General features: G+C 72.2%; 15 protein-coding genes. 10 read left to right on the top strand and 5 right to left on the bottom strand.

The annotated features are described in order from the left end of the window. Position 1: 1 nt before the first annotated feature. From rox to KBX00_RS17710, 7 genes are all read left to right on the top strand, one after another. The gene (rox, locus tag KBX00_RS17740; protein WP_210828336.1) at positions 2 to 1435 is read left to right on the top strand and encodes a rifampin monooxygenase; all 1434 of its coding nucleotides are present in this window, start codon (positions 2 to 4) and stop codon (positions 1433 to 1435) included. 26 nt (positions 1436 to 1461) lie between these two features. After that, positions 1462 to 1836 (top strand): nitroreductase family deazaflavin-dependent oxidoreductase, encoded by a 375-nt coding sequence (locus KBX00_RS17735; RefSeq protein WP_210828334.1) that lies wholly within the window; start codon positions 1462 to 1464, stop codon positions 1834 to 1836. A 46-nt stretch (positions 1837 to 1882) separates the two neighbouring features. Then, positions 1883 to 3559 carry a bifunctional 3'-5' exonuclease/DNA polymerase gene (locus tag KBX00_RS17730; protein WP_374225314.1) on the top strand — a complete coding sequence of 559 codons (1677 nt, stop codon included), beginning with the start codon at positions 1883 to 1885 and terminating at the stop codon, positions 3557 to 3559. A gap of 203 nt (positions 3560 to 3762) precedes the next feature. Continuing rightward, a complete protein-coding gene (locus KBX00_RS17725) occupies positions 3763 to 4869 on the top strand; it encodes a hypothetical protein (protein ID WP_210828331.1) in 1107 nt (368 codons plus the stop codon). A 157-nt stretch (positions 4870 to 5026) separates the two neighbouring features. After that, positions 5027 to 6448, top strand: coding sequence for a polyprenol phosphomannose-dependent alpha 1,6 mannosyltransferase MptB (gene mptB / locus KBX00_RS17720; protein ID WP_307868810.1), 1422 nt, complete (start codon positions 5027 to 5029; stop codon positions 6446 to 6448). Continuing rightward, entirely contained in the window at positions 6445 to 7692 is a 1248-nt protein-coding gene (locus KBX00_RS17715; protein WP_307868809.1) for a glycosyltransferase 87 family protein, read from the top strand. The genes mptB and KBX00_RS17715 overlap by 4 nt, the downstream gene beginning before the upstream one ends. A 144-nt stretch (positions 7693 to 7836) precedes the next feature. Beyond that, the gene (locus KBX00_RS17710; RefSeq protein WP_164448187.1) at positions 7837 to 8430 is read left to right on the top strand and encodes an NTP transferase domain-containing protein; all 594 of its coding nucleotides are present in this window, start codon (positions 7837 to 7839) and stop codon (positions 8428 to 8430) included. Positions 8431 to 8482: 52 nt separating this feature from the next. On the opposite strand, the gene KBX00_RS17705 is transcribed toward KBX00_RS17710, so the two are convergent. Beyond that, positions 8483 to 9406 (bottom strand): amidohydrolase family protein, encoded by a 924-nt coding sequence (locus tag KBX00_RS17705; RefSeq protein WP_307868819.1) that lies wholly within the window; start codon positions 9404 to 9406, stop codon positions 8483 to 8485. Positions 9407 to 9429: 23 nt separating this feature from the next. Further along, positions 9430 to 10239 (bottom strand): metal-dependent hydrolase, encoded by an 810-nt coding sequence (locus KBX00_RS17700; protein WP_210828329.1) that lies wholly within the window; start codon positions 10237 to 10239, stop codon positions 9430 to 9432. A 310-nt stretch (positions 10240 to 10549) separates the two neighbouring features. Between KBX00_RS17700 and KBX00_RS17695 the strand changes: the two genes are divergently transcribed. Continuing rightward, a complete protein-coding gene (locus tag KBX00_RS17695; protein WP_210828327.1) occupies positions 10550 to 10927 on the top strand; it encodes a VOC family protein in 378 nt (125 codons plus the stop codon). 6 nt (positions 10928 to 10933) lie between these two features. Here KBX00_RS17695 and KBX00_RS17690 read toward each other — a convergent pair whose 3' ends face one another. The 3 genes from KBX00_RS17690 to KBX00_RS17680 form a co-directional block, all read right to left on the bottom strand. Next, on the bottom strand, positions 10934 to 12844 hold the full coding sequence (locus KBX00_RS17690) for a serine/threonine-protein kinase (RefSeq protein WP_307868806.1): 1911 nt from the start codon (positions 12842 to 12844) through the stop codon (positions 10934 to 10936). 55 nt (positions 12845 to 12899) lie between these two features. Beyond that, a complete protein-coding gene (locus KBX00_RS17685; protein ID WP_210828326.1) occupies positions 12900 to 14231 on the bottom strand; it encodes a glycosyltransferase family 4 protein in 1332 nt (443 codons plus the stop codon). A gap of 140 nt (positions 14232 to 14371) precedes the next feature. Next, the gene (locus KBX00_RS17680) at positions 14372 to 16303 is read right to left on the bottom strand and encodes an amylo-alpha-1,6-glucosidase (protein ID WP_210828323.1); all 1932 of its coding nucleotides are present in this window, start codon (positions 16301 to 16303) and stop codon (positions 14372 to 14374) included. Positions 16304 to 16344: 41 nt separating this feature from the next. Between KBX00_RS17680 and KBX00_RS17675 the strand changes: the two genes are divergently transcribed. Then, complete coding sequence (locus KBX00_RS17675; protein ID WP_210828321.1) at positions 16345 to 19041, top strand: glucosidase; 2697 nt, start codon at positions 16345 to 16347, stop codon at positions 19039 to 19041. Between the two features lie 75 nt (positions 19042 to 19116). Continuing rightward, positions 19117 to 19698, top strand: coding sequence for a WHG domain-containing protein (locus tag KBX00_RS29710; RefSeq protein WP_307868804.1), 582 nt, complete (start codon positions 19117 to 19119; stop codon positions 19696 to 19698). Positions 19699 to 19724: the final 26 nt, after the last annotated feature.

Genomic DNA, 19724 nt, shown 5'->3' with positions numbered 1-19724 from the left:
CATGTTCGATGCGATCATCGTCGGTGGCGGGCCGACCGGCATGATGTTGGCGAGCGAGTTGCGTCTGCGCGGCGCTGGCGTGCTCGTGCTTGAGAGGGAGGCCGAGCCGCCACCGTTCGTGCGGTCGCTCGGGCTGCACGTGCGCAGCATCGAGGTGATGGATCAGCGGGGGCTGTTGGAGCGGTTCCTCGACAACGGTAAGCAGTTTCCGATCCGGGGATTCTTCGCCGGAATCGACAAGCCCGCCCCTGCCGGAATGGACACCGCCCACGGATATGTGCTCGGCATTCCGCAGCCGCTGACCGACCGGCTGCTGGCCGAGCACGCGGCCGACGCCGGGGCCGAGATCCGGCGGGGCTACGCGGCGGTCGGGCTGGAGCAGGACGACGACGGGGTGACCGTCCAACTCGCCGACGGCAGCGCGTCTTCGGTGCGCGCGCGGTTCGTGGTCGGCTGTGACGGCGGACGCAGCACGGTCCGCAAGCTGCTCGACGTTGGCTTTCCCGGTGAGCCGTCGCGGGTGGACACGCTGCTGGGCGAGGTGGCGGTGACGGCGTCCCTGGAGGAGATCACCAAGGTGGTGACGGAGGTACGCAGGACCGAGAAGCGGTTCGGGGTCGGGCCGTCGGGCACACCGGGGGTGTTCCGGGCGGTCGTGCCGGCGCAGGGCGTGGCCGAGGACCGGTCGACGCCGCCGACGCTGGCCGAGTTCACGCACCAGCTGCGGGCGTACGCGGGCACTGACTTCGGGGTGCATTCGCCCCGCTGGCTGTCGCGCTTCGGCGACGCGACCCGGCAGGCCGAGCGCTACCGGGTGGGACGGGTGTTCCTGGCCGGGGACGCCGCGCACGTCCACCCGCCGCTGGGTGGGCAGGGGCTCAACCTCGGGATCCAGGACGCGTTCAACCTGGGCTGGAAGTTGGCGGCGGCGATCGACGGCTGGGCGCCGGACGACCTGCTGGACACCTACGAGTCCGAGCGGCATCCGGTGGCGGCGGACGTGCTCGACAACACGCGCGCCCAGATGGAGCTGACCACCAACGAGCCGGGGCCGCAGGCCGTCCGACGGTTGCTGACGCAGCTGATGGACTTCGACGACGTCAACCGGTACCTGATCGAGAAGATCACGGCGATCGGTGTCCGGTACGACGTCGGCGAGGGCCATGCCCTGCTCGGGCGGCGGCTACGCGACGTGCAGCTCACGCATGGGCGGCTGTTCGAGCTGCTGCGCTCCGGCGCCGGGCTGCTGCTCGACCAGACCGGGCGGCTCTCGGTGGACGGCTGGCGCGACCGGGTAGATCATGTCGTCGACACCACCGAGGAACTGGACGTGCCGGCGGTCCTGCTTCGGCCGGACGGGCACGTCGCATGGGTCGGCGCGGACCAGCGGACCCTTGAGGTGGCGCTAACCAGGTGGTTCGGTGGTGCTCGCTGACACACACCGAGAACGAGGAGGTCGGCATGCCGTTGCCGCGGTGGCTCGCCCGGTTCAACAAACGGTTCGTCAACCCGCGGGAAGTCCGTCGGGGCGTCCGACCGGTCCTGACGCACGTGGGCAGATCGTCCGGCAGGACGTACCAGACTCCGCTGGACGCCCACCCGCTGCCCGACGGATACCTGTTCGTGCCGCTGTACGGGCCGCGTACCGACTGGGTGCGAAACGTCCTGGCGGCCGGCACCGCGCAGCTGTCCGTCGGCGGCGAGCAGGTGCGGTTGGACTCCCCTCGGTTGGTGCGCAAGCAGGATGCCTGGTCGCTGCTCCCGGCGGACACCAAGGCGCCACCGGGCATCTCCGACGAATCCGAACTGCTGCGGATGAACCTGCGGCGAGACTGACGAGCCCGGCTCCGGTCTGTCGCAGGCGCCGGGCAGAATCACGTTCGTGCTGGTGGCGGTGGTGTCCGACGAGCGGGGTGGGGGCGTGTTGCAACCCCTCGATCCGACCGGTGCGCCGCTGGGCGCGCCCGAACCGGTCGTCGACCTGCCCGCCGCGGTGGCCGCCCGGGAGCGCACCGACCAGCCACGCTGGGTGTGGGCCTGCGGTGCGGCGCGCTATCCGGCGTTGCTGCGTGCCGGGGTCACCGTGCAGCGCTGCCACGACGTGGAGCTGACCGAGGGGCTGCTGCTCGGGTACGCCGGCCGATGGGGTGAGCCCCGCGCGCTGGCGGCGGCCTGGGCGCGGCTGACCGGGGCGCCGGTGCCGGCCGATCCGCCGCCGCGCGCCGCCACCCCGCCCGGCGCCGGTCAGGCCGCACTCTTCGACGCTATGCCCGGGCCGCCGGGTCCGGGCATCACCGCGTTGACCCGGGTGTACGCCGACCAGCTCGACCGCGTCGCGGCGACCGACGACCCGGGGCGGTTCCGGCTGCTGGTGGCGGCCGAGTCGGCCGGTGCGCTGATCGCGGCCGAGATGGGTGCGGCCGGGCTGCCCTGGCGGGCAGACGTGCACGACGCGCTGCTCGCCGAGTTGCTGGGTGAACCCTCTCCGGTGGGTGGACCGCCACGCCGCCTGGCGGAGCTGGCCACGCGGATCGCTGCCGCGTTCGGGGTCCGGCAGGTGCACGCGGACAGCCCCGCCGAGCTGCTGAAGGCGTTCGCGCGGGTCGGCGTGGAGCTGCCGAACACCCGGGCCTGGGTGCTGCGCGGGGTCGATCACCCGGCGGTGCCGCTGGTCCTGGAGTACAAGGAGCTGTACCGGATCTGGACGGCACACGGCCGGGCCTGGCGGGACGCCTGGGTCCGCGACGGCCGGTTCCGGCCGGAGTACGTTCCCGGCGGGGTGGTGTCGGGCCGGTGGGCCACCCGGGGCGGCGGCGCGTTGCAGATCCCGAAGGTGATCCGCCGGGCGGTGGTGGCCGACCCGGGCTGGCGGTTCGTGGTGGCCGACGCCGGGCAACTGGAGCCACGGGTGCTGGCGGCGGTCTCCGGCGACGTCCGGCTCGCCGCCGCCGGGGCGACCGGTGACCTCTACGCCGCGCTGGCCCGGGACGCCTTCGGCGGTGACCGGGCCCGGGCCAAGCTGGCGTTGCTCGGCGCCATGTACGGGCAGACCGGCGGGGCGGCGGTGCCGGCCCTGGCGGTGCTGCGACGCAGCTACCCGACCGCGTTCGGCTACGTCGAGGCGGCGGCGCGCACCGGTGAGGCGGGTGGGTTGGTGCGCTCCTGGCTGGGGCGGACCTGCCCGCCCGGTACGGCGGGATTCGGCGCCGACGATGACCCGGCGGACCCGGACGACGCTGGTGGCGTCCAGTCGCCCCGGGCTCGGGCGGCCCGGTCCCGGGGCCGGTTCACCCGCAACTTCGTCATCCAGGCGACCGCGGCCGAGTGGGCGTCCACCCTGCTCGCGGTGCTCCGCGGCGAGTTGACCGGTAGCCGGGCCGAGCTGGTCTTCTTTCAGCACGACGAGGTGATCGTGCACTGCCCGGCGGCGCAGGCCGAGCAGGTCGCCGAGGCGGTCGACCGGGCGGGCCGGCGCGCCAGCGCGCTGCTGTTCGGTGACACGCCGGTCCGCTTTCCGTTGGATCTGTCCATCGTGAAGTGTTACGCCGACGCGGCGTGATCGCCCTCGACGAACCGCCGACCGCCTACGCCGGCAGGGGATTGTTCACCTGATTTTCGCGGCCCGTACATGTCCGAAGAACCGGGAATTCGTCCGGCTGAAAAGGCGTCGCCCGCTGTTTTGGTGTACGCCCGCGGTATGTCACCCTGGCTCCGCAAACGTGACCACGTCGATCGACGTGATGTCGATGCCAGGGAGGCGGCATGGCCAGACGCGTCTATCTGCACATCGGTGCACCGAAAACGGGAAGCACCTATGTGCAGAACGTGCTCTGGAACAATAGTGCCGCGCTGGCGGAGGCCGGCATTCTGTTGCCGGCCAGCGCGGCGGCGCACGACCACGCGATGGCCGATCTGCGCGTGGCGTACTGGCGGGACAGTGACGCCTACTGGACGTGGGATCGGCTGGCCGAGAAGGTACGCGACTGGCCCGGTGACGCGATCATCAGCAACGAGGGGCTGGGCGCGGCGACCGATGCGCAGGCTGCCCGGGCGGTGCAGAGCCTGGAGGCCGCCGAGGTCCACGTCATCGCGGCCGGCCGTGACCTGTGGCGGACCTTCCCGTCCTTCTGGCAGCAGAGCATCCGGGCGCGCAGCGGCTGGCGGTTCGGTGCCTTCCTGCGTGCCGTCGAGGAGGGCCGGGCCGACACCTTCTGGGACAACCACACCGCACCGAGCATGCTGCGCCGCTGGGGCGATCTGGTGCCCCCGCAGCACCGGTACCTGGTGACCGTTCCACCGCCCGGCGCGCCGAGGGACCTGCTGTGGCACCGGTTCGCCGGGATCCTGGGTATTCCGGACGGGCTGTGTGAACTGGCGGAACCCACCTCGAATCCGTCGCTCGGCGCGGCCGAGATCGAGCTGCTCCGCCGGGTCAACCTGGCGTTGGGCGACAATTATCCGCTGCGGACGCCGTACCAGAAGGTGGTCCACCAGCACCTGGTCGACGCCGTGCTCAAGCGGCGTGAGGGGGTGCCCTTCGGCGTCGGCCTGGACCGGGCCGACTGGGTGCGGGAGCTGGCGGAGCAGCAGATCAAGGAGCTTCAGGACTATCCGTGTCGAATCGTCGGTGACCTGGACGAGCTGCGGCCGACCGTGATGCGGGAAAGCGTCAGCCCCGACGAACTGACCGAGGACCAGCTGCTCCAGGTCGCCGTCGAGACGATCGTCGGCATGCTGGACCACGCCGACCTCCTCAGCCAGCAACTGAACGCCCCGTCCGACAAGGTGAACGTCCTCTCCCGGCTGCGGACCCGCGCGGCCGGCGGCGTCAAACGCCGGTTGCGGCTGGCCACCCGTCGGGAGCCGTAACCCGGCCCGGTATCTGCCGGCTTGGGTGATGTGACGCGGGTGGCCGGTGGCGCCGCCCACCCGGCGGCCAGGCCCGGTCCCGAGGGGACATCCGAGGGCCTCCTGTTGACCGACCGGTGGCCGTCTCATGGTCAGCTCGCGCTGCCACCATTCCCCGGTGCTGACACCGACGAGCGTCTTGGCGTACCGACTCCTGGGTGGCGCGGGCACCGCGTTGCTGGCGGTCGCCGGTTGCGGTGCCGGTGCCCTCCCGGTACCCGACGCCCTGTGGTGGACAGCCCTCCGCCACGCCGACCGGCCCGCGTTGGCGGCCGGCTACGCCGGGCTGACCCTGCTCACGCTCGCCTGGTGGTGGGCCGGCCGCGACCTGCGTCGGCCCGGCGGCACACCGGACGACCCCGCCCACCGGCGCGGTGGAGCCGTCACGCTTGCCTGTTGGGCCGCGCCGTTGTTGCTGGCACCGCCCATGTTCTCCCGCGACGTCTACAGCTATCTGGCCCAGGGCGCGATGGTCCTGGCCGACCTGGATGTCTACCGGGTGGGGGTGGCGCACCTCGGTGGACACCTCGCCGTCGAGGTGCCGCAGATGTGGCAGCAGACGCCCGCACCGTACGGGCCGGTCTTCCTGTCCCTCGCCGCCGGAGTTTCCTGGCTCACCGGTGGGAACCTGGCGCTCGGCGTGCTGACACTGCGGCTCGTGGCGGTGGCCGGGGTGGCCCTTCTCGTGATCAACCTGCCGGCTCTGGCACAGCACTGCGGGGTAGACCCGGCGGCCGCGCTCTGGCTGGGGGTGCTCAACCCGCTGGTTCCGCTGCACCTGGTCGCGGGTGCGCACAACGAGGCGGTGATGCTGGGTCTGCTGGTGCTCGGCCTTCGGCTGGCACTGGCCGACCGGTTCGGTGCGGCGACCGTGCTCGTCACGTTCGCCGCGCTGGTCAAGGTGCCGGCGCTGCTGGGTCTGCTGGTGGTGGGCGCGCTCGCCGCCCGGCGCGTCGGCGTCGGCCGGGCGGTGGTGCGGGTCGCCGGCCTCGCGGTGGCCAGCGGCGTGACGGTGACCTGGGCGAGCGGAATCGGATACGGCTGGATCGACGCCCTCGCCACGCCCGTGTACCGGCACAGCTGGTCCATCTCGACCGCCCTCGGCCGGGGCGTCCAGCGGTTCGCGGAAACGCTCGATCTGGATCTGGGCACCGCGCCGATGCGCGCCGGGGTCCTGGTGGGCCTGCTCGGCCTGATCGCCGTCGCCGTGGCCGCCTGGCACCAGCGGCATCGGCTCGGTCCGCCGTACGCCGTCGGCCTGGTCCTGCTCGCCGTGGCGCTGCTCGGCCCGGCGACCCGGCCCTGGTACGCGCTGTGGGGACTGGTGCTGGTCGCCGCGGCGGCCCCGCCCGGGCGGCTGCGGCAGGCCGCGGCGCTCGCCGCGACGGTGCTGGCGTTCGCGGTCCTGCCCAGCGGTTTCGGCCCGGACCTCGGTCAGGCGGTGCTCGCGGCGGCGGGCGTGCTCGTCGGCCTGGCCATCGTCGGCGTGTTGCGGCTGCTCACCCGGTCGGCCCCGCTGGCCCTGGCGGGGCGCCGGTGACCACCACCGGACGTTTCCGGGGCAACGGCACCGCCGCACCTGGGGCCGGCACGGCCGCCGGACCGGCCACCCCGACCTGGCAGCCGGCGTTGCTGATCATCGGGCTGGCCACCGCGATCGGCGTGGCGATCGCCGTGCTGCCCGGGCACCGGGGCTGGTTCGACATCGGTGTCTACCACGGCGCGGTACGACACTGGGCAAGCGGCGGCCAACTCTACGAGTGGGTGACCTGGAACCAGTACGGCTTCACCTATCCACCGTTCGCCGCGTTGGTCATGCGGCCGGTGGCGGCCCTGCCCTGGCATCCGGCGATCGCGGCGAACCTGGCGCTCACCGTCGTGGCGGCCGGTTTCCTGCTGAACCTGCTGGTGGACCCCGTGGCGCGGCGCGCCGGCCGGCCCAGGTGGCAGACCATGGCGTTGGCGGCCTGTCTGTTCGCCGCGCTCAACCCGGTCCGCGACACGGTCAGCTTCGGGCAGGTGAATCTGCTGCTGGTGGCCCTGGTCTACGTCGACCTGTGGTTGTTGGAGCGTCGGCATCGGCTGGCCGGCGTCGGCATCGGCCTGGCCGCCGCGATCAAGCTGACGCCGGCGGTCTTCGTCGCGTACCTGCTGGTGACCCGACGGTGGCGGGCCGCCGCGACGGCCACGGCGACCACGGCGGTGGCGACGCTGCTGGCGGCGGTCGTGGCACCGAACGCCACCCGCACCTTCTTCGCCGAGGCGCTGTGGGACACCGGCCGGGTCGGGAAGCTGGAGTACGTGTCGAACCAGTCGCTGCTGGGCCTGGTCGCCCGGCTCGACCCGGCGCACCCCGACCGGTTGCTGTGGCTCTGCCTGGTGGCCTCGGCGCTCACGGTCTGGTGGTTCCGGGTCCGGCGGGCCGCCGGCGACGAGCGCGTCGGGTTCGCCCTCACCGGGGTCCTCGGGGTGCTGGTCAGTCCGGTCAGCTGGGTGCACCATCTCGTGTGGCTGGTACCCGGATTGATCGTCCTCGTCGGTGCGACGCTGCCGTGGCCGCCGACCCGACCCGTCGCGCGGCGGCGGCTGCGGGCCTTCGTCGTCGGGTACGCGGTGCTCTGCAGCGGCGTCGTGTGGATCTTCGCCAACGGGTTCGGCGGGCCGCACGGCTTTCTCGGCGGCAACGCCTATCTGCTGGTGGCGGTGGGGATGCTGGCGCTGCTGCCGATTTCGTGCGATCCGGACCATAGTGCGGCGGAGAAGACGTCCGTACGGTCCGGATAGATACCCAATTTACACCAAATGCCCCGCCACTCTCCTCCAACCGCTGTCGTTGCAAACGGTGTGCGTAGGACGGGAGGGTCGGGGTCGTGCGGCCCCGACCGCTCCCACGCTGGAGGGAGCGCAGCTCTGAACCGGATCGCAGGAATGATCATCGCTGCGGGGGGCGGCCGTCGGATCGGCGGGCCGGAGGCCCTGCTGCACCAGGGTGGCAAGCCACTGGTCGACCAGATGATCGACACGCTGACGGAGGCGGGTTGCGGGCAGATCGTGGTCGTCCTCGGCGCCGCGGCCGACCAGGTCCGTGAGACCGCCGACCTGAGTCGCGCCACGGTGGTGGTCAACCGCGCCTGGGGTACCGGCGTGGGCTCGTCCATCCGGGCCGGCCTCGCCGGCATCGACGACGATCGGGTCGAGGCAGCGGTGGTGGTGCCGGTGGACATGCCGGGGCTCACCGCCGCGGCGGTCCGTCGGGTGGCCGCACTGCCCTTCCCCGACGTGCTGGTCTGTGCCACCTACAACGGCCTGCGCGGTTACCCGATGCTGTTCGGCCGTCGGCACTGGCCGGGCATCGCCACCCTGGCCAGTGCCGACGTCGGCGCCCGCCCGTACCTCTTGGCGCACAAGGACCAGATCGTCGACATCGCCTGCGACGCGGTGGCCGACGGCAGCCGCGTCGACACCCCCGAACTGATGGCCCTCTACGGCCTCACCGTCCCCGAACAGCGCGTCGGCGTCTAACCCACCCACCCCTCTCCGCTGGTTGATCATGAGGTTGGCGGCAGGTTGAAGATCAGGGAGTGTCGCCAACCTCATGATCAACAGGGCTGGGTGGGGGCAGGTCGAACAGGGTGGCGGCAGCCTGCCAGCAGACCATCCGCAGCCAGTCGTCGCCCAGGTCGAGTCGGGTCAGACCGGTCAACTGGTCCGCGTACGGGTAGGGGATGTTGGGGAAGTCGCTGCCCAGCAGCACCTTGCCAGCCAGCCCCAGCTCGCGCAGTCGCGGCAGTTCCTCGGCCGGGAAAGGCACGAAACGGTCGAGGAAGGGCGTGAACGCCATGGTGGTGTCCAGTCGTACCCGCTCGTGCCGGTCGGCGAGGTCCAGGAAGGCGGGGTAGTCCGGAGCACCCAGGTGGGCGACGATCGCGGGCAGCCGCCGGTGCCGGGCGAGCAGCGCGGCGAACGGCTCCGGCCCGGTGTGCGCGGTGCCCACCGGCGCGTGCCCGGCATGCACGACCACCGGCACGCCAGCCTCGGTGAGCAGATCCCACACCGGCGCCAATGCCGGGTCGGTGGGCGCGAAACCACCGACCTGGAAGTGCACCTTGAACACCCGCGCACCGGCGTCGATCGCCTCGGCGACGTAGCGCGGCGCCGCCGGCTCGGGGAAGAAGGTCGCCGAGGGCAGGCAGCCAGGGGTGTCGCGGGCGAAGTCAAGCGTCCACCGGTTCAGCTGCTCGGCCATGCCGGGCCGGTGGGCGTACGCCAGCGCACTGAACGCTCGTACCCCCAGCAGACGGAGGTGGGCGACCCGTTCGGCGTCACTCCACCGGTACCGGATGGACCACTCCAACCCCACCAGCGGGCCGGCGGAGTCGAAGTAGTCCCACACCCGGCGGCGCAGCCTCGGCGGCAGGAAGTGCACGTGCACGTCGGCCAGGCCGGGCAGACCGAGCCCTTGCCAGAATCGTGGCACCGCCTCGTCGGCGGCCACGATCGACGGATCGACGGGCTGGACGCTCACAGGTCGAGGTTGAACTTCTGCAACACCGAGGGAGCGACGAGGCCGAGCGTGGCCAGCACCGACACGATCGTCAGCGCGGTGCGGACCACCACGATCTCGGTCTTGCCGCCGGCCCGCAGCGCGATGCTGTCGGGCAGGCTGATCGGTGTCCACATCCGGCGTTTGATCGGAATCGGCCACAGGATCGGTACGCCGGCCCGGGTGATCATGTCACCGATGATATGCACGAAACAGCCCACGCCGACGGCCAGTCCGATCATCGGATAGCCCCGGTCGCCGGGGAGGTTCGCGGCGGTGAACACGGCCGCGCCGGCCGAGACCAGGGTGACGATGACCCAGCCCGCGCGTTCGGCCCACTCGTCGAACAGGCCACGCAGGGCTAGACCGATCATGAAGAACAGGATGCCGATGACCGCCCACTTGCCGTACCGGGCGCACAGCGTGGTGGTGCCCCAACCCACCAGCACGGTGAACGGGATGGTGTGGGTCAGCGTGCGGTGACCGTTGCTGCGCTTGGGATCGCGGCTGAGTTTGGTGGCGTAGTAGACGCCCAGCGAGACCTTCTCCACCACCTCGGCGAGGAACAGCGAGAAGACGCCGAACGTGCGGGCCACGGTTGCCCCACCCTGGTTGCGGGTGACCTTGCCGGACAGATCGAGGTCGGGCAGCAGCGCCCCACCGGCGCAGACGGCGGTGCCGACGGCCAACGCCAACGGCGACTGCTCGTAGTCGTAGAAGTGCTGTAGCGCCCAGGACCCGCTCAGCCATACCGCCGCGCCAGACAGCGCGTGCGACGGTCCCATCATCTCGGCTCGCCCTCCCCAGGGATCTTGAGCGCCAAAACTACGCCACTGTAGTTCGCTACGGCGCCGCAGGGGGACCATCCAGGCCGTCCACTTCGGACGATTGTCGGAGCCGGTCGGTGAACCGGGCCGACCACCAGGGAGTATGGCAGCGCGTAGCGGTCGTCCGGCACGATCTGTCGGCCATGGGACGGCGGTGCCGCCCGAGGCGCCGCGTGGGCTCCCCGATTCCCGGCGCGGTGTCGGGCGGTTGCCGCCGGTCGCTACGCTGAGCCGACCCATGCCGTTCGGTTCTCCGGCGCCAGGAGGTCTCATGGTTCTCTACCGGGACATCGAGATCGGTCGGCGGTTCCTCGTCGACGTCCTCGGCTTCGAGGAGAAGGCGGTCGAGACCGACGAGACCGGTGTCGTGCACCGGGTCGACCTCTCGCTGGGCTACTACAACCGGGTCACGATCGGTCAGGCCGGCGCCGGCCCGAACGCCCCGGCTGCCTCCGGTGGGGCGCACCACGGATTCACCATCGGTAACAACGGCTGGGAGGTCGAGACTCTCCTGGACCGGGTACGAGCGGCCGGTGCCCCGGTCACGGACGTGCTCACCGACGAGATCTTCGGTGACTGTAAATTCACCACGGAAGACGCGGAGGGCAATCGCTGGACCATCACCGGCATCGTGGCGCTCACCGGCTGACACCGGCTAGCGGTCGGGCTGGAAGCCGAGCCGGACGGTGGCCAGTTGGCTCACCGCGGTCGTCCAATCCCGCTCGTGCGTGATCCAGCCCAACGTCCAGAAGCGGCCCGGCGCCGGAGCGTCCGGCACGATCTGCGTGGCGCGCAGCCGGTCACCGTGCGGCGTCAGCCAACTGAACTCCCACTCGATCGCGTCGCCGACCCGACCGAGCCGGAACTCCCGGTAGCCCGGCAGGGTGCCGTCGGCCAGTTCCCGGTCCCGCACCGCGCGCAGCCGGGCCGTCGGCTCGGTGGTGACGTCCGCGCTGTCCGCCACGGTGAAGGCGCGACCGGTGGCCGGATCCTGGAAGCAGGCCACGTCGTCGTCGCGGGAGTGCCGCCAGTCGGCGGGCAACGCCACCCGGAACCCGTCGGCGTCGGCATGCCACACCCACCCGGCGGGCGGCCGGAAGCCGTCGACGGGCCGGGGCGGGGCGGAGCGTAGCGAGGCACCGTCCACCCACGGCCGTACGCAGGGCAGCGGCGGAGGGACGACGCCGCCGGGCGGCGGACCGGGCGGGCGTCGGCCGTCGCGTGGGAACGGGTTGTCGGGCCCGGGCGCGCCCACGTCGTACGACTGAGGACTGCCCGGCTCCGAGGATTGGTCCGCGCCCGTGCCGACCACCGTGAGGGCGGCGCCGATCCCGGCCGCCATGGCGACCAGCACGGCGACCGCAGCCAGGGCCCAGGGCCGGGCCACGGCATCCCGGCGTGGCCCGGCGTCCGGCCTGACCGTCGAGTTGCCGGCGGACGACGTGGGCGACGGGGAGCCGCCGATCCGGTCCGGGCCGTCCCCGCTGGCCTGGTCCGGCTCGTGCCGGTGGTTCCGGTCCGGCTCGTGCCGGTTGGTCTGGTTCCGAAGGTGTCCGACTGGCGGCCGGGTCGCCTCGTCGGCAGTCGGGTGCCCGGTCGGCTCACGAGTGGGCGAGGCGGCTGACGTCGCCGGAGCGGCTGCGGCTCCGGGCGATGTGGCGGTGCCGGCGGAAGACGGTCCGGCTGTGGGCAGGGGAGCGGTGTCCGCACCTGGCCGGTCGGGCTCGTCGGTCGGGTCGGGCCCGGCCGCGGCCAGCAGCCGGCGGCGCGTCTCGGCGTGGTCGGTGCGGTGCGCGGGATCGCGGCGCAGCAGCCCGGCCAGCACCGCCGACAGCGGCCCGGCGTGCGGCGCCGGGTCCGGTGGCGCGGCGGCCAGCGCGCTGAGCGTCGCCATGGCGGTGCTGCGGGCGTACGGGGCGCGACCCTCGACGGCGGTATGCAGCGTGGCGCCGAGCGACCAGAGGTCGGCGCGTTCGCTGGACACCCCCTCGGCGGCCCGCTCCGGCGCGACGTACTGCGGCGAGCCCAGGATGGTGCCGGGCCCGGTCATCGTCTGATCGCCACCGTCGAACACGGCCAGCCCGAAGTCGGTGAGCAGCACCCGGCCGTCGTCGGCGACGAGGACGTTCGCCGGTTTGACGTCGCGGTGCAGCACCCCGGCGTCATGCGCCGCCCGCAGCGCGTCCAGCAGCGCCAGCCCGATCCGAGCGGCCCGCTGCGGCGACAGCGGCCCGTCGGCGTCGAGGAGGTCCTGGAGGGTGCGCGACGGCACGTACTCCATCACGATCCACGGTTCGTCGGCCTCGACGATCACGTCGTAGACGCGGACCACGTTGGGGTGGTTGAGCCGTGCCGCGGTACGCGCCTCACGCAGGGTACGGGCCCGCGACTGGTCCAGCTCGTCACCGCCGAGCCAGGCCGGCAGCACCACCTGCTTGATCGCCACCTGGCGGTGCAGCAGCTCGTCCTCGGCCCGCCAGACCGTCCCCATCCCGCCGCGCCCGACCTGATCGAGCAGCCGGTACCGGCCGGCGATCACCGCTCGCACATCGCTCCCATCCGCCACGGTCCGGCGTACACCCTAGCCAGCGGATCGGGATTCACCTATCCGACAGGTCCATTCAGGAGGCGGCCCCTCCCACCGAGAGTAGGTTGCCGTCCGGGATGGCAATCGTCTGCCGGCGCGCGGGCAACTCGGCGGCGACGCGCCGGTGCTGCGGCGCGACGTGCTCGCGGCGGGCTGCGGCGTACGCCTCGGCGGTGCGGGCGGCGATGGTGGCCCAGCCGTACCGTCTTCCGACCATGCTGCGTGCCTGCCGGGCGACCCGGCGGGCGAAGACCTCGTCGCCGAGCAGCTGCCCCACGGCACCGGCCAGCGCCGACGGGTCGCTGTGCGGGAAGGTGACGCCGGTGACGCCCGGCTCGACGATCTCGGCCAGCCCGCCGGTGCGGGCCACGGCCAGCGGCGCTCCGGCCGCCGCCGCCTCCAGCGCCACCATGCCGAAGGGTTCGTAGAGGCTGGGCACCACCGTCGCGTCGGTGGCGCCGAGCACCGCCGGCAGTTGGGTGTTGTCGAGAAAGCCGGTGAAGCGGACGGTGCCGCCGAGCCCGAGCTGACGGGTCCGGTCCTCCAACTCGCCCCGGTAGGGACCGTCTCCGGCGATCAGCACCCGCAGCCCGGGGTGCCGCGTGCGGAGTCTCGGCACGGCGTCGACCAGGTGCTGCACGCCCTTCTCGTAGACCAGCCGGCCGGCGTACCCGACCAGCGGACCGTCCCCGGCGAACCGGGCGCGGGCCGAGGCGACCGCGCGGGGCCGGGCCCGCCAGGCCCGGTCGTCGACGCCGTTGGGCACCACGTCGACGCGGTGCCCGGGCGTGTCGAACAGGGTGGTGACCTGATCGCGCATGTAGCCGGAGCAGGCGATGACCCGGTTCGAGGCGTTGCTCAGCCAGTGCTCGACGCCGTGGATGGTGCGGTTCATGTCGTCGGGGAGCCAGCCTTGGTGTCGGCCGGCTTCGGTGGCGTGGATGGTGGTGACGAGGGGAAGGTGGAGGTGGTCGCGCAGGGTGATGGCGGTGTGGGCGACAAGCCAGTCGTGGGCGTGGATGACGTCGTAGGTGCCGGTGGTGGTGGCGTGCAGGGCGGCGCGGGTGAGGGTGTGGTTGAAGGCCATGGTCCAGGCCAGTAGTGATCCGGTGGCGAGGGGGAAGGTGACGGGGTCTTCGGCGGCGCGGACGACGCGGACGCCGTCGACGTATTCCTCCAGGGGGGCGCCGTCGGTGTGGCGGGTGACGACGGTGACCTGGTGACCGGCGGCGGCCAGGGCCACCGACAGGGCGTGCACGTGTCGGCCGAGACCACCGACGAGAACGGGTGGGTACTCCCACGACAGCATCAGCACCCGCTGCGAGCGTGCGGGGTTGATGTCGATCACGTCGGCGTTCGGTGACATACGCGCCCCCTTCGACTTGTCTCCGCGCACCCCTGGGAAGCCCCCTGACGGGTGGCGTTCGCGTTGCGGCTGGATCGGGACCAATCCTGGTCGTAGCTGGCTAACCAGCGGAGACGTAACCGTTGCGGGGGTGTAAAGCGCTACCGGCGGACGCGCAGCAGTTCCGCGACCGACCACGCCTGGAAGGGGCACCCGGTAGCGGGGTGCGGGGCGAGACCCTCGGCGGTCTCACTTACCGAGCCGAGACCGTACTCGGTCAGGTGCGCCTCCAGACCGGTGAACAGGTTGTCGACCGGCAGACCGGCCCGCCGGACGGCGTCGGCGTACGGGCCGATCAGCCACGGCCAGACCGTGCCCTGGTGGTACGCGGTGTCCCGCTCGGCCGGTCCGCCCCGGTGCCGGCCCAGGAAGCCGGGACAGTCGGGGGAGAGGCTGCGCGGGCCGAGCGGGGTGAGCAGTCCGGCGCCGAGCTGACCCAGCGCCTCGACATCCGGTCCCATCGGCGCGAACGGCAACGACCAGGCCAGCAGCTGGTTGGGGCGCAGCAGGTCGTCGTCGTGGTGGGCCGCACCGCCGAGCGGGTACGCCGGTGCGGGCGCGTCGACCACGTCGTGCAGCCAGCCGGCCGGGGTGGGGAAGCGGTCCCGGAACGCCTTGACCGCCCGCTCGTGCAGCCGGTGCAGTCCGTCGGCGTCCTGTCCGGCCAGCTCGGCCAGCTCGGCGATCCCGGCCACTCCGTTGACCCACAGGGCGTTGACCTCGACCGGCTTGCCGTGCCGGGGGGTGACCGGCACTCCGTACACCCGGGCGTCCATCCAGGTCAGCGCGGCACCGGGGGCGCCGCAGGTGAGCAGTCCGTCGGCCGGGTCGACGGCGATGCCGTACCGGGTGCCGGCCACGTGGGCGTCGATGACCGCGCGCAGCGCCGGCAGCAGCTCGTCGCCGAGGTCGGTGTCGCCGGTGACGGTGACGTGCCGGCTGACCGCGTGCAGGAACCACAGCGTGCCGTCGACGGTGTTGTACTCGACCCGTCCGGTGTCGGCGGTGTTGGCCAGCATCCCCTCCGACAGCGTCGCCGCGTACGAGCGCAGCAGCTCCCGGCCCAGGTCGGCTCGACCGGTACGCAGGAACAGCCCCTCGTACGAGATCATCGTGTCCCGGGACCAGGCGCCGAACCACGGGTAGCCGGCCACCACGTCCGGCCCGGTGGCGGTCCGCACCACGAACGCGTCGGCGGCGAGCGCCAGGGTCGCGTCGACGGCGTCGGCCGGTCTGGCCGCCGCGACCACCTGCCGGTTGCGGTGTCGCGCCGTCGCCACCACCTGCGGGCCGGGCGGCGGTTCGTGCTCCAGGTCCGTGGCCCAGGCCAGCACCGAGAGCGTGTCCCCGGGGCGGTGCAGGGTGTCGCGGAACTGGCCCGCGTACCACAGGTCCTCCTCCGGGTGCAGGCCCCGCGCCGCCTCCTCGCGGTGGTACACGCCCCGCCACCAGTGGCCCTGCGGCGACCAGCCGGGCCCGGACAGCCGGTATGCCCCCTCGATCACCGCGCCGCCGTCGACCGGTTCCATCCGCAATGGTGGCCCGTCGCCGCGTCGCTCGCCGTGCGCGTCCCGCCAGGTGCCGGCGGCGGCCAGCTCCAGCTCGACCGGACCACCGCTCACCAGCCGGTGTACCACCGCGACACAGGAACGGCCGGGCAGCATGGCCAGCTCCCGCTCGATCACCACGTCGCCGACGCGCCACCGCCAGCGCGGCAACCCGTCGGCCAGGTCGAAGCGTTCCAGCAGCTCGAAGCCGCGCGGATCCACGTCACCGGAGACCCACTCGTGCGCGCCGAGGCGCACCCGGGCACCGGAGGGCAGCGACACCGCCGGATCGAGGCTGACCAGTCCCACCTTGCGGGAGGCCGGCGTTTCACCCGGGACCACCAGCAGCCCGTGGTAGCGGCGGGTGCGCAACCCACCGACGGTGCCCATCGCGAATCCGCCCAGGCCGTCCGGCACCAGCCATTCGCGGCTGGCGGCGCTGGTCAGCTCGCCGCAGACCTGCGAACCGTAGCGAATCTCGATCAACTTTCCTCCACGGCGGCGAGGTGTAACACGACACGACGACAATGGCCGCTGTGGAGAAGTACCCCGGCGGCGTCGAAGATGTTCAGGTGATCAATGACGGTTCGCCCTCCGCCCCCGACGTCGAGCGGATCCGGCTCGCCCAGGCCGATGCCGGGGAGCAGGACTGGCGCGCATGGGGTCCCTATCTGTCCGAGCGGGCGTGGGGGACGGTACGGGAGGACTACAGCGAGCACGGCACGGCCTGGGACTACTTTCCCCACGACCATGCGCGGTCCCGAGCCTACCGGTGGTCCGAGGACGGCATGGCGGGCGTGTGTGACGACCGGCAGACGTTCTGTTTCGCGCTCGCGTTGTGGAACGGACGCGATCCGATCATCAAGGAGCGGATGTTCGGCCTCGGTGGCGACGGCGGCAACCACGGCGAGGACGCCAAGGAGTACTGGTGGTACGAGGACTCCACCCCCACCCACTCCTGGATGCGGTGGCGCTACCACTATCCGCAGGCCGCCTTCCCCTACGACGAGCTGGTCGCGGTCAACGGCCTGCGCGGCCGGGACGACACGGAGTACGAACTGGTCGACACCGGCATCTTCGACGACGACAGGTACTGGGCGGTCAGCGTCGACTACGCCAAGGCCGGCCCGACCGACATGTGCATCGTGGTGACCGTGGCCAACCGTGGCGAGGAGGCCGACCGGCTGCACGTGCTGCCGCACCTGTGGTTCCGCAACACCTGGGCGTGGAACCTGCCCGGCGGTGACCGGGTGCCCAGGATCGTCGGGGCCGGGCGGCGGCTCGTCGGGGAGCACTGGGTGCTCGGTCAGATCGTGCTCGAAGGCGATGGCGAGCCGACGCCGCTGCTCTGCGACAACGACACCAATGCCGAGCGGCTGTGGGGGTTGCCGAGTCGTACCCCGTACCCGAAGGACGGCATCAACGACCACGTGGTCGACGGGGCGGAGACGGTCAACCCGCAGCTGGAGGGCACCAAGGGGGCGCTGCACTACGTGCTTGACGTGCCGGCTGGCGAGCAGCGGCGGATCCGGCTGCGGCTGACCCGTACCGCCCCGCCGCCGGGCGGCGGCGCCCCGCCGCCGGCCGAGCTGGGCGACGGCTACGACGCGGTGGTGTGGGCCCGTCGCGCCGAGGCGAACCGGTTCTTCGACGCGGTCATCCCGGCCGAGGCCAGCGCCGACGAGACGTTGATCGCCCGGCAGGCCATCGCCGGGCTGATGTGGGGCAAGCAGTTCTACCACTTCGACGTCAAACGGTGGCTGGAGGGCGACCCCGGCTCGAACCCGCCGGCCGGTCGCCGGCACGGGCGCAACAGCCACTGGTGGCACATGACCAGCTTCGACGTCATCTCCATGCCGGATCCGTGGGAGTACCCGTGGTACGCCGCCTGGGACCTGGCCTTCCACTGCGTCAGCATCGCCCGGGTCGACCCCGGCTTCGCCAAGGAGCAACTTCTGCTCCTGCTGCGCGAGTGGTACCTGCACCCCAACGGGCAGATCCCGGCGTACGAGTGGGCCTTCGGCGACGTCAACCCGCCGGTGCACGCCTGGGCGGCGTTGAAGGTGTTCGAGATCGACGGCAGCCGGGACCACGACTTCCTGGCCCGGATGATGCACAAGCTGCTGATGAACTTCACCTGGTGGGTCAACCGCAAGGACACCGGCGGCAACAACGTCTTCGAGGGCGGGTTCCTCGGGCTGGACAACGTCGGCCCGTTCGACCGTTCGGCGGCGCTGCCGGTGGCCGGGGTGCTGGAGCAGTCCGACGGCACCGGCTGGATGGCGATGTACGCGCTCAACCTGCTGGACATCGCCATCGTGCTGGCCGAGCACGACCGCACCTGGGTGGACACCGCCACGAAGTTCTTCGAACACTTCGCCTACATCGCGGCGGCCGCGTACGACCAGGGACTCTGGGACGACGAGGACGCGTTCTTCTACGACGTGCTGCGGTTGGCCGACGGCACGAAGGTGCCGCTGAAGGTGCGCTCGGTGGTGGGTCTGCTGCCGCTGGCCGCGGTGACCCGACTGACCGCCCGGACCCTGCACCGGCTGCCCGAACTGGGCGCCCGGCTGCGCTGGTTCCTCACCAACCGGCCCGAGTACGCCGCGGTGGTCGGCGCGCGGCGGCTCGGTCCGGACGGGCGGCAGCAACGGTTGCTGTCCATGTGCGGCCCGGAGCAGGTGGTGCGGCTGCTCGCCCGGATGCTGGACACCGACGAGTTCCTCTCCGAGTACGGGCTGCGTACACTCTCCCGCGCCCACCTGGACAAGCCGTTCGCGGTGACCCTGGGCGGGCAGGAGTTCTGCGTCGGCTACGAGCCCGCCGAGTCGACAAGCGGCCTGTTCGGCGGCAACTCCAACTGGCGCGGTCCGATCTGGATGCCGACCAACTTCCTGCTGATCAGCGCGTTGCGGGACTACGCCGCGTTCTTCGGCGACGACCTTCAGGTGGAGTATCCGACCCGTTCCGGGGTGAAGAAGACCCTCGACGAGATCGCCGACGACCTGTCGGCCCGGCTGATCGCGCTGTTCACCCGCGACGGCTGGGGCCGGCGGCCGATCTACGGTGCGGCGCAGTTGTTCCAGACCCACCCGGACTGGCGTGACCTGATCGCGTTTCCCGAGTACTTCCACGGCGACAACGGCGCCGGCCTGGGGGCCTGGCACCAGACGGGCTGGACCGCCCTGGTCGCCGACCTCATCCTCACCCTGCGCCGCTGACCGGGCTGCCCGGCCGTCAGTCGCCAATCCGTCGCGAGGTGATGACCCTGCGTGACAGGGGCTAGCATCGGCGGCGTGTCCGGAGCAGACGAACCAGGCACCGGGCGGGACGGCGACGCTATCGTCACCACCGCCTGGCAGCTGGCTGAGGCCGAGGGCCTGGCCGCGATGACCACCCGCCGGCTCGCCGAACGCGCCGACGTCGACCTCGGCGCCCTCTACCAGCGCTTCGCCGACCGGGATGCGGTGGTGGCCGCCGTCGCGGTGCGCGGCTTCGCCGACCTGGCCGCCGCATTGACCGGGGCACGCATGTCCGCCGATCGCCCGGCGGAGGTCTGGCCGGCGGTGATGGCGGCCTACCTGGACTTCGCGTACGCCAATCCCGAGGTCTACGACGCGATGTTCGCCCACACGCCGGAGCTGACCCTCGGCGCGGAGCAGGTTCCCGAGACGGTCGCGGCCACCTTCGGTGAACTGCGCACCGCGCTCACGCCGTTGGCCGCCGGCCGCGACGCCGACATCCTCGCCGAGCTGGGCTGGAGCCTGCTGCACGGCATGGTGATGCTCACCCGCGGCGGCCGACTACGCCCCGACACCCAGGACCACCGCGAACACCTCCTCAGCACCAACCTCTTCACCCACACTGACGCCCGCTGATCAAGAAGTTTGCGTCGGATTTCGTG

Source organism: Micromonospora sp. C95 (assembly GCF_018070465.1).
Classification (GTDB): Bacteria; Actinomycetota; Actinomycetes; order Mycobacteriales; family Micromonosporaceae; genus Micromonospora.
The sequence above is the reverse complement of the archived record's forward strand: the minus strand, read 5'-3'. Positions and strand labels throughout refer to the sequence as shown.

Excerpts from the sequence above, each read along its gene's own strand:
- KBX00_RS17685 (WP_210828326.1), bottom strand. The coding sequence starts at position 14,231 with ATGTCACCGAACGCCGACGTGATCGACATCAACCCCGCACGCTCGCAG.
- KBX00_RS17700 (WP_210828329.1), bottom strand. The coding sequence starts at position 10,239 with ATGATGGGACCGTCGCACGCGCTGTCTGGCGCGGCGGTATGGCTGAGC.
- rox (WP_210828336.1), top strand. The coding sequence starts at position 2 with ATGTTCGATGCGATCATCGTCGGTGGCGGGCCGACCGGCATGATGTTG.
- KBX00_RS17695 (WP_210828327.1), top strand. The coding sequence starts at position 10,550 with ATGGTTCTCTACCGGGACATCGAGATCGGTCGGCGGTTCCTCGTCGAC.
- KBX00_RS17735 (WP_210828334.1), top strand. The coding sequence starts at position 1,462 with ATGCCGTTGCCGCGGTGGCTCGCCCGGTTCAACAAACGGTTCGTCAAC.
- KBX00_RS17725 (WP_210828331.1), top strand. The coding sequence starts at position 3,763 with ATGGCCAGACGCGTCTATCTGCACATCGGTGCACCGAAAACGGGAAGC.
- KBX00_RS17675 (WP_210828321.1), top strand. The coding sequence starts at position 16,345 with ATGGCCGCTGTGGAGAAGTACCCCGGCGGCGTCGAAGATGTTCAGGTG.
- KBX00_RS17710 (WP_164448187.1), top strand. The coding sequence starts at position 7,837 with ATGATCATCGCTGCGGGGGGCGGCCGTCGGATCGGCGGGCCGGAGGCC.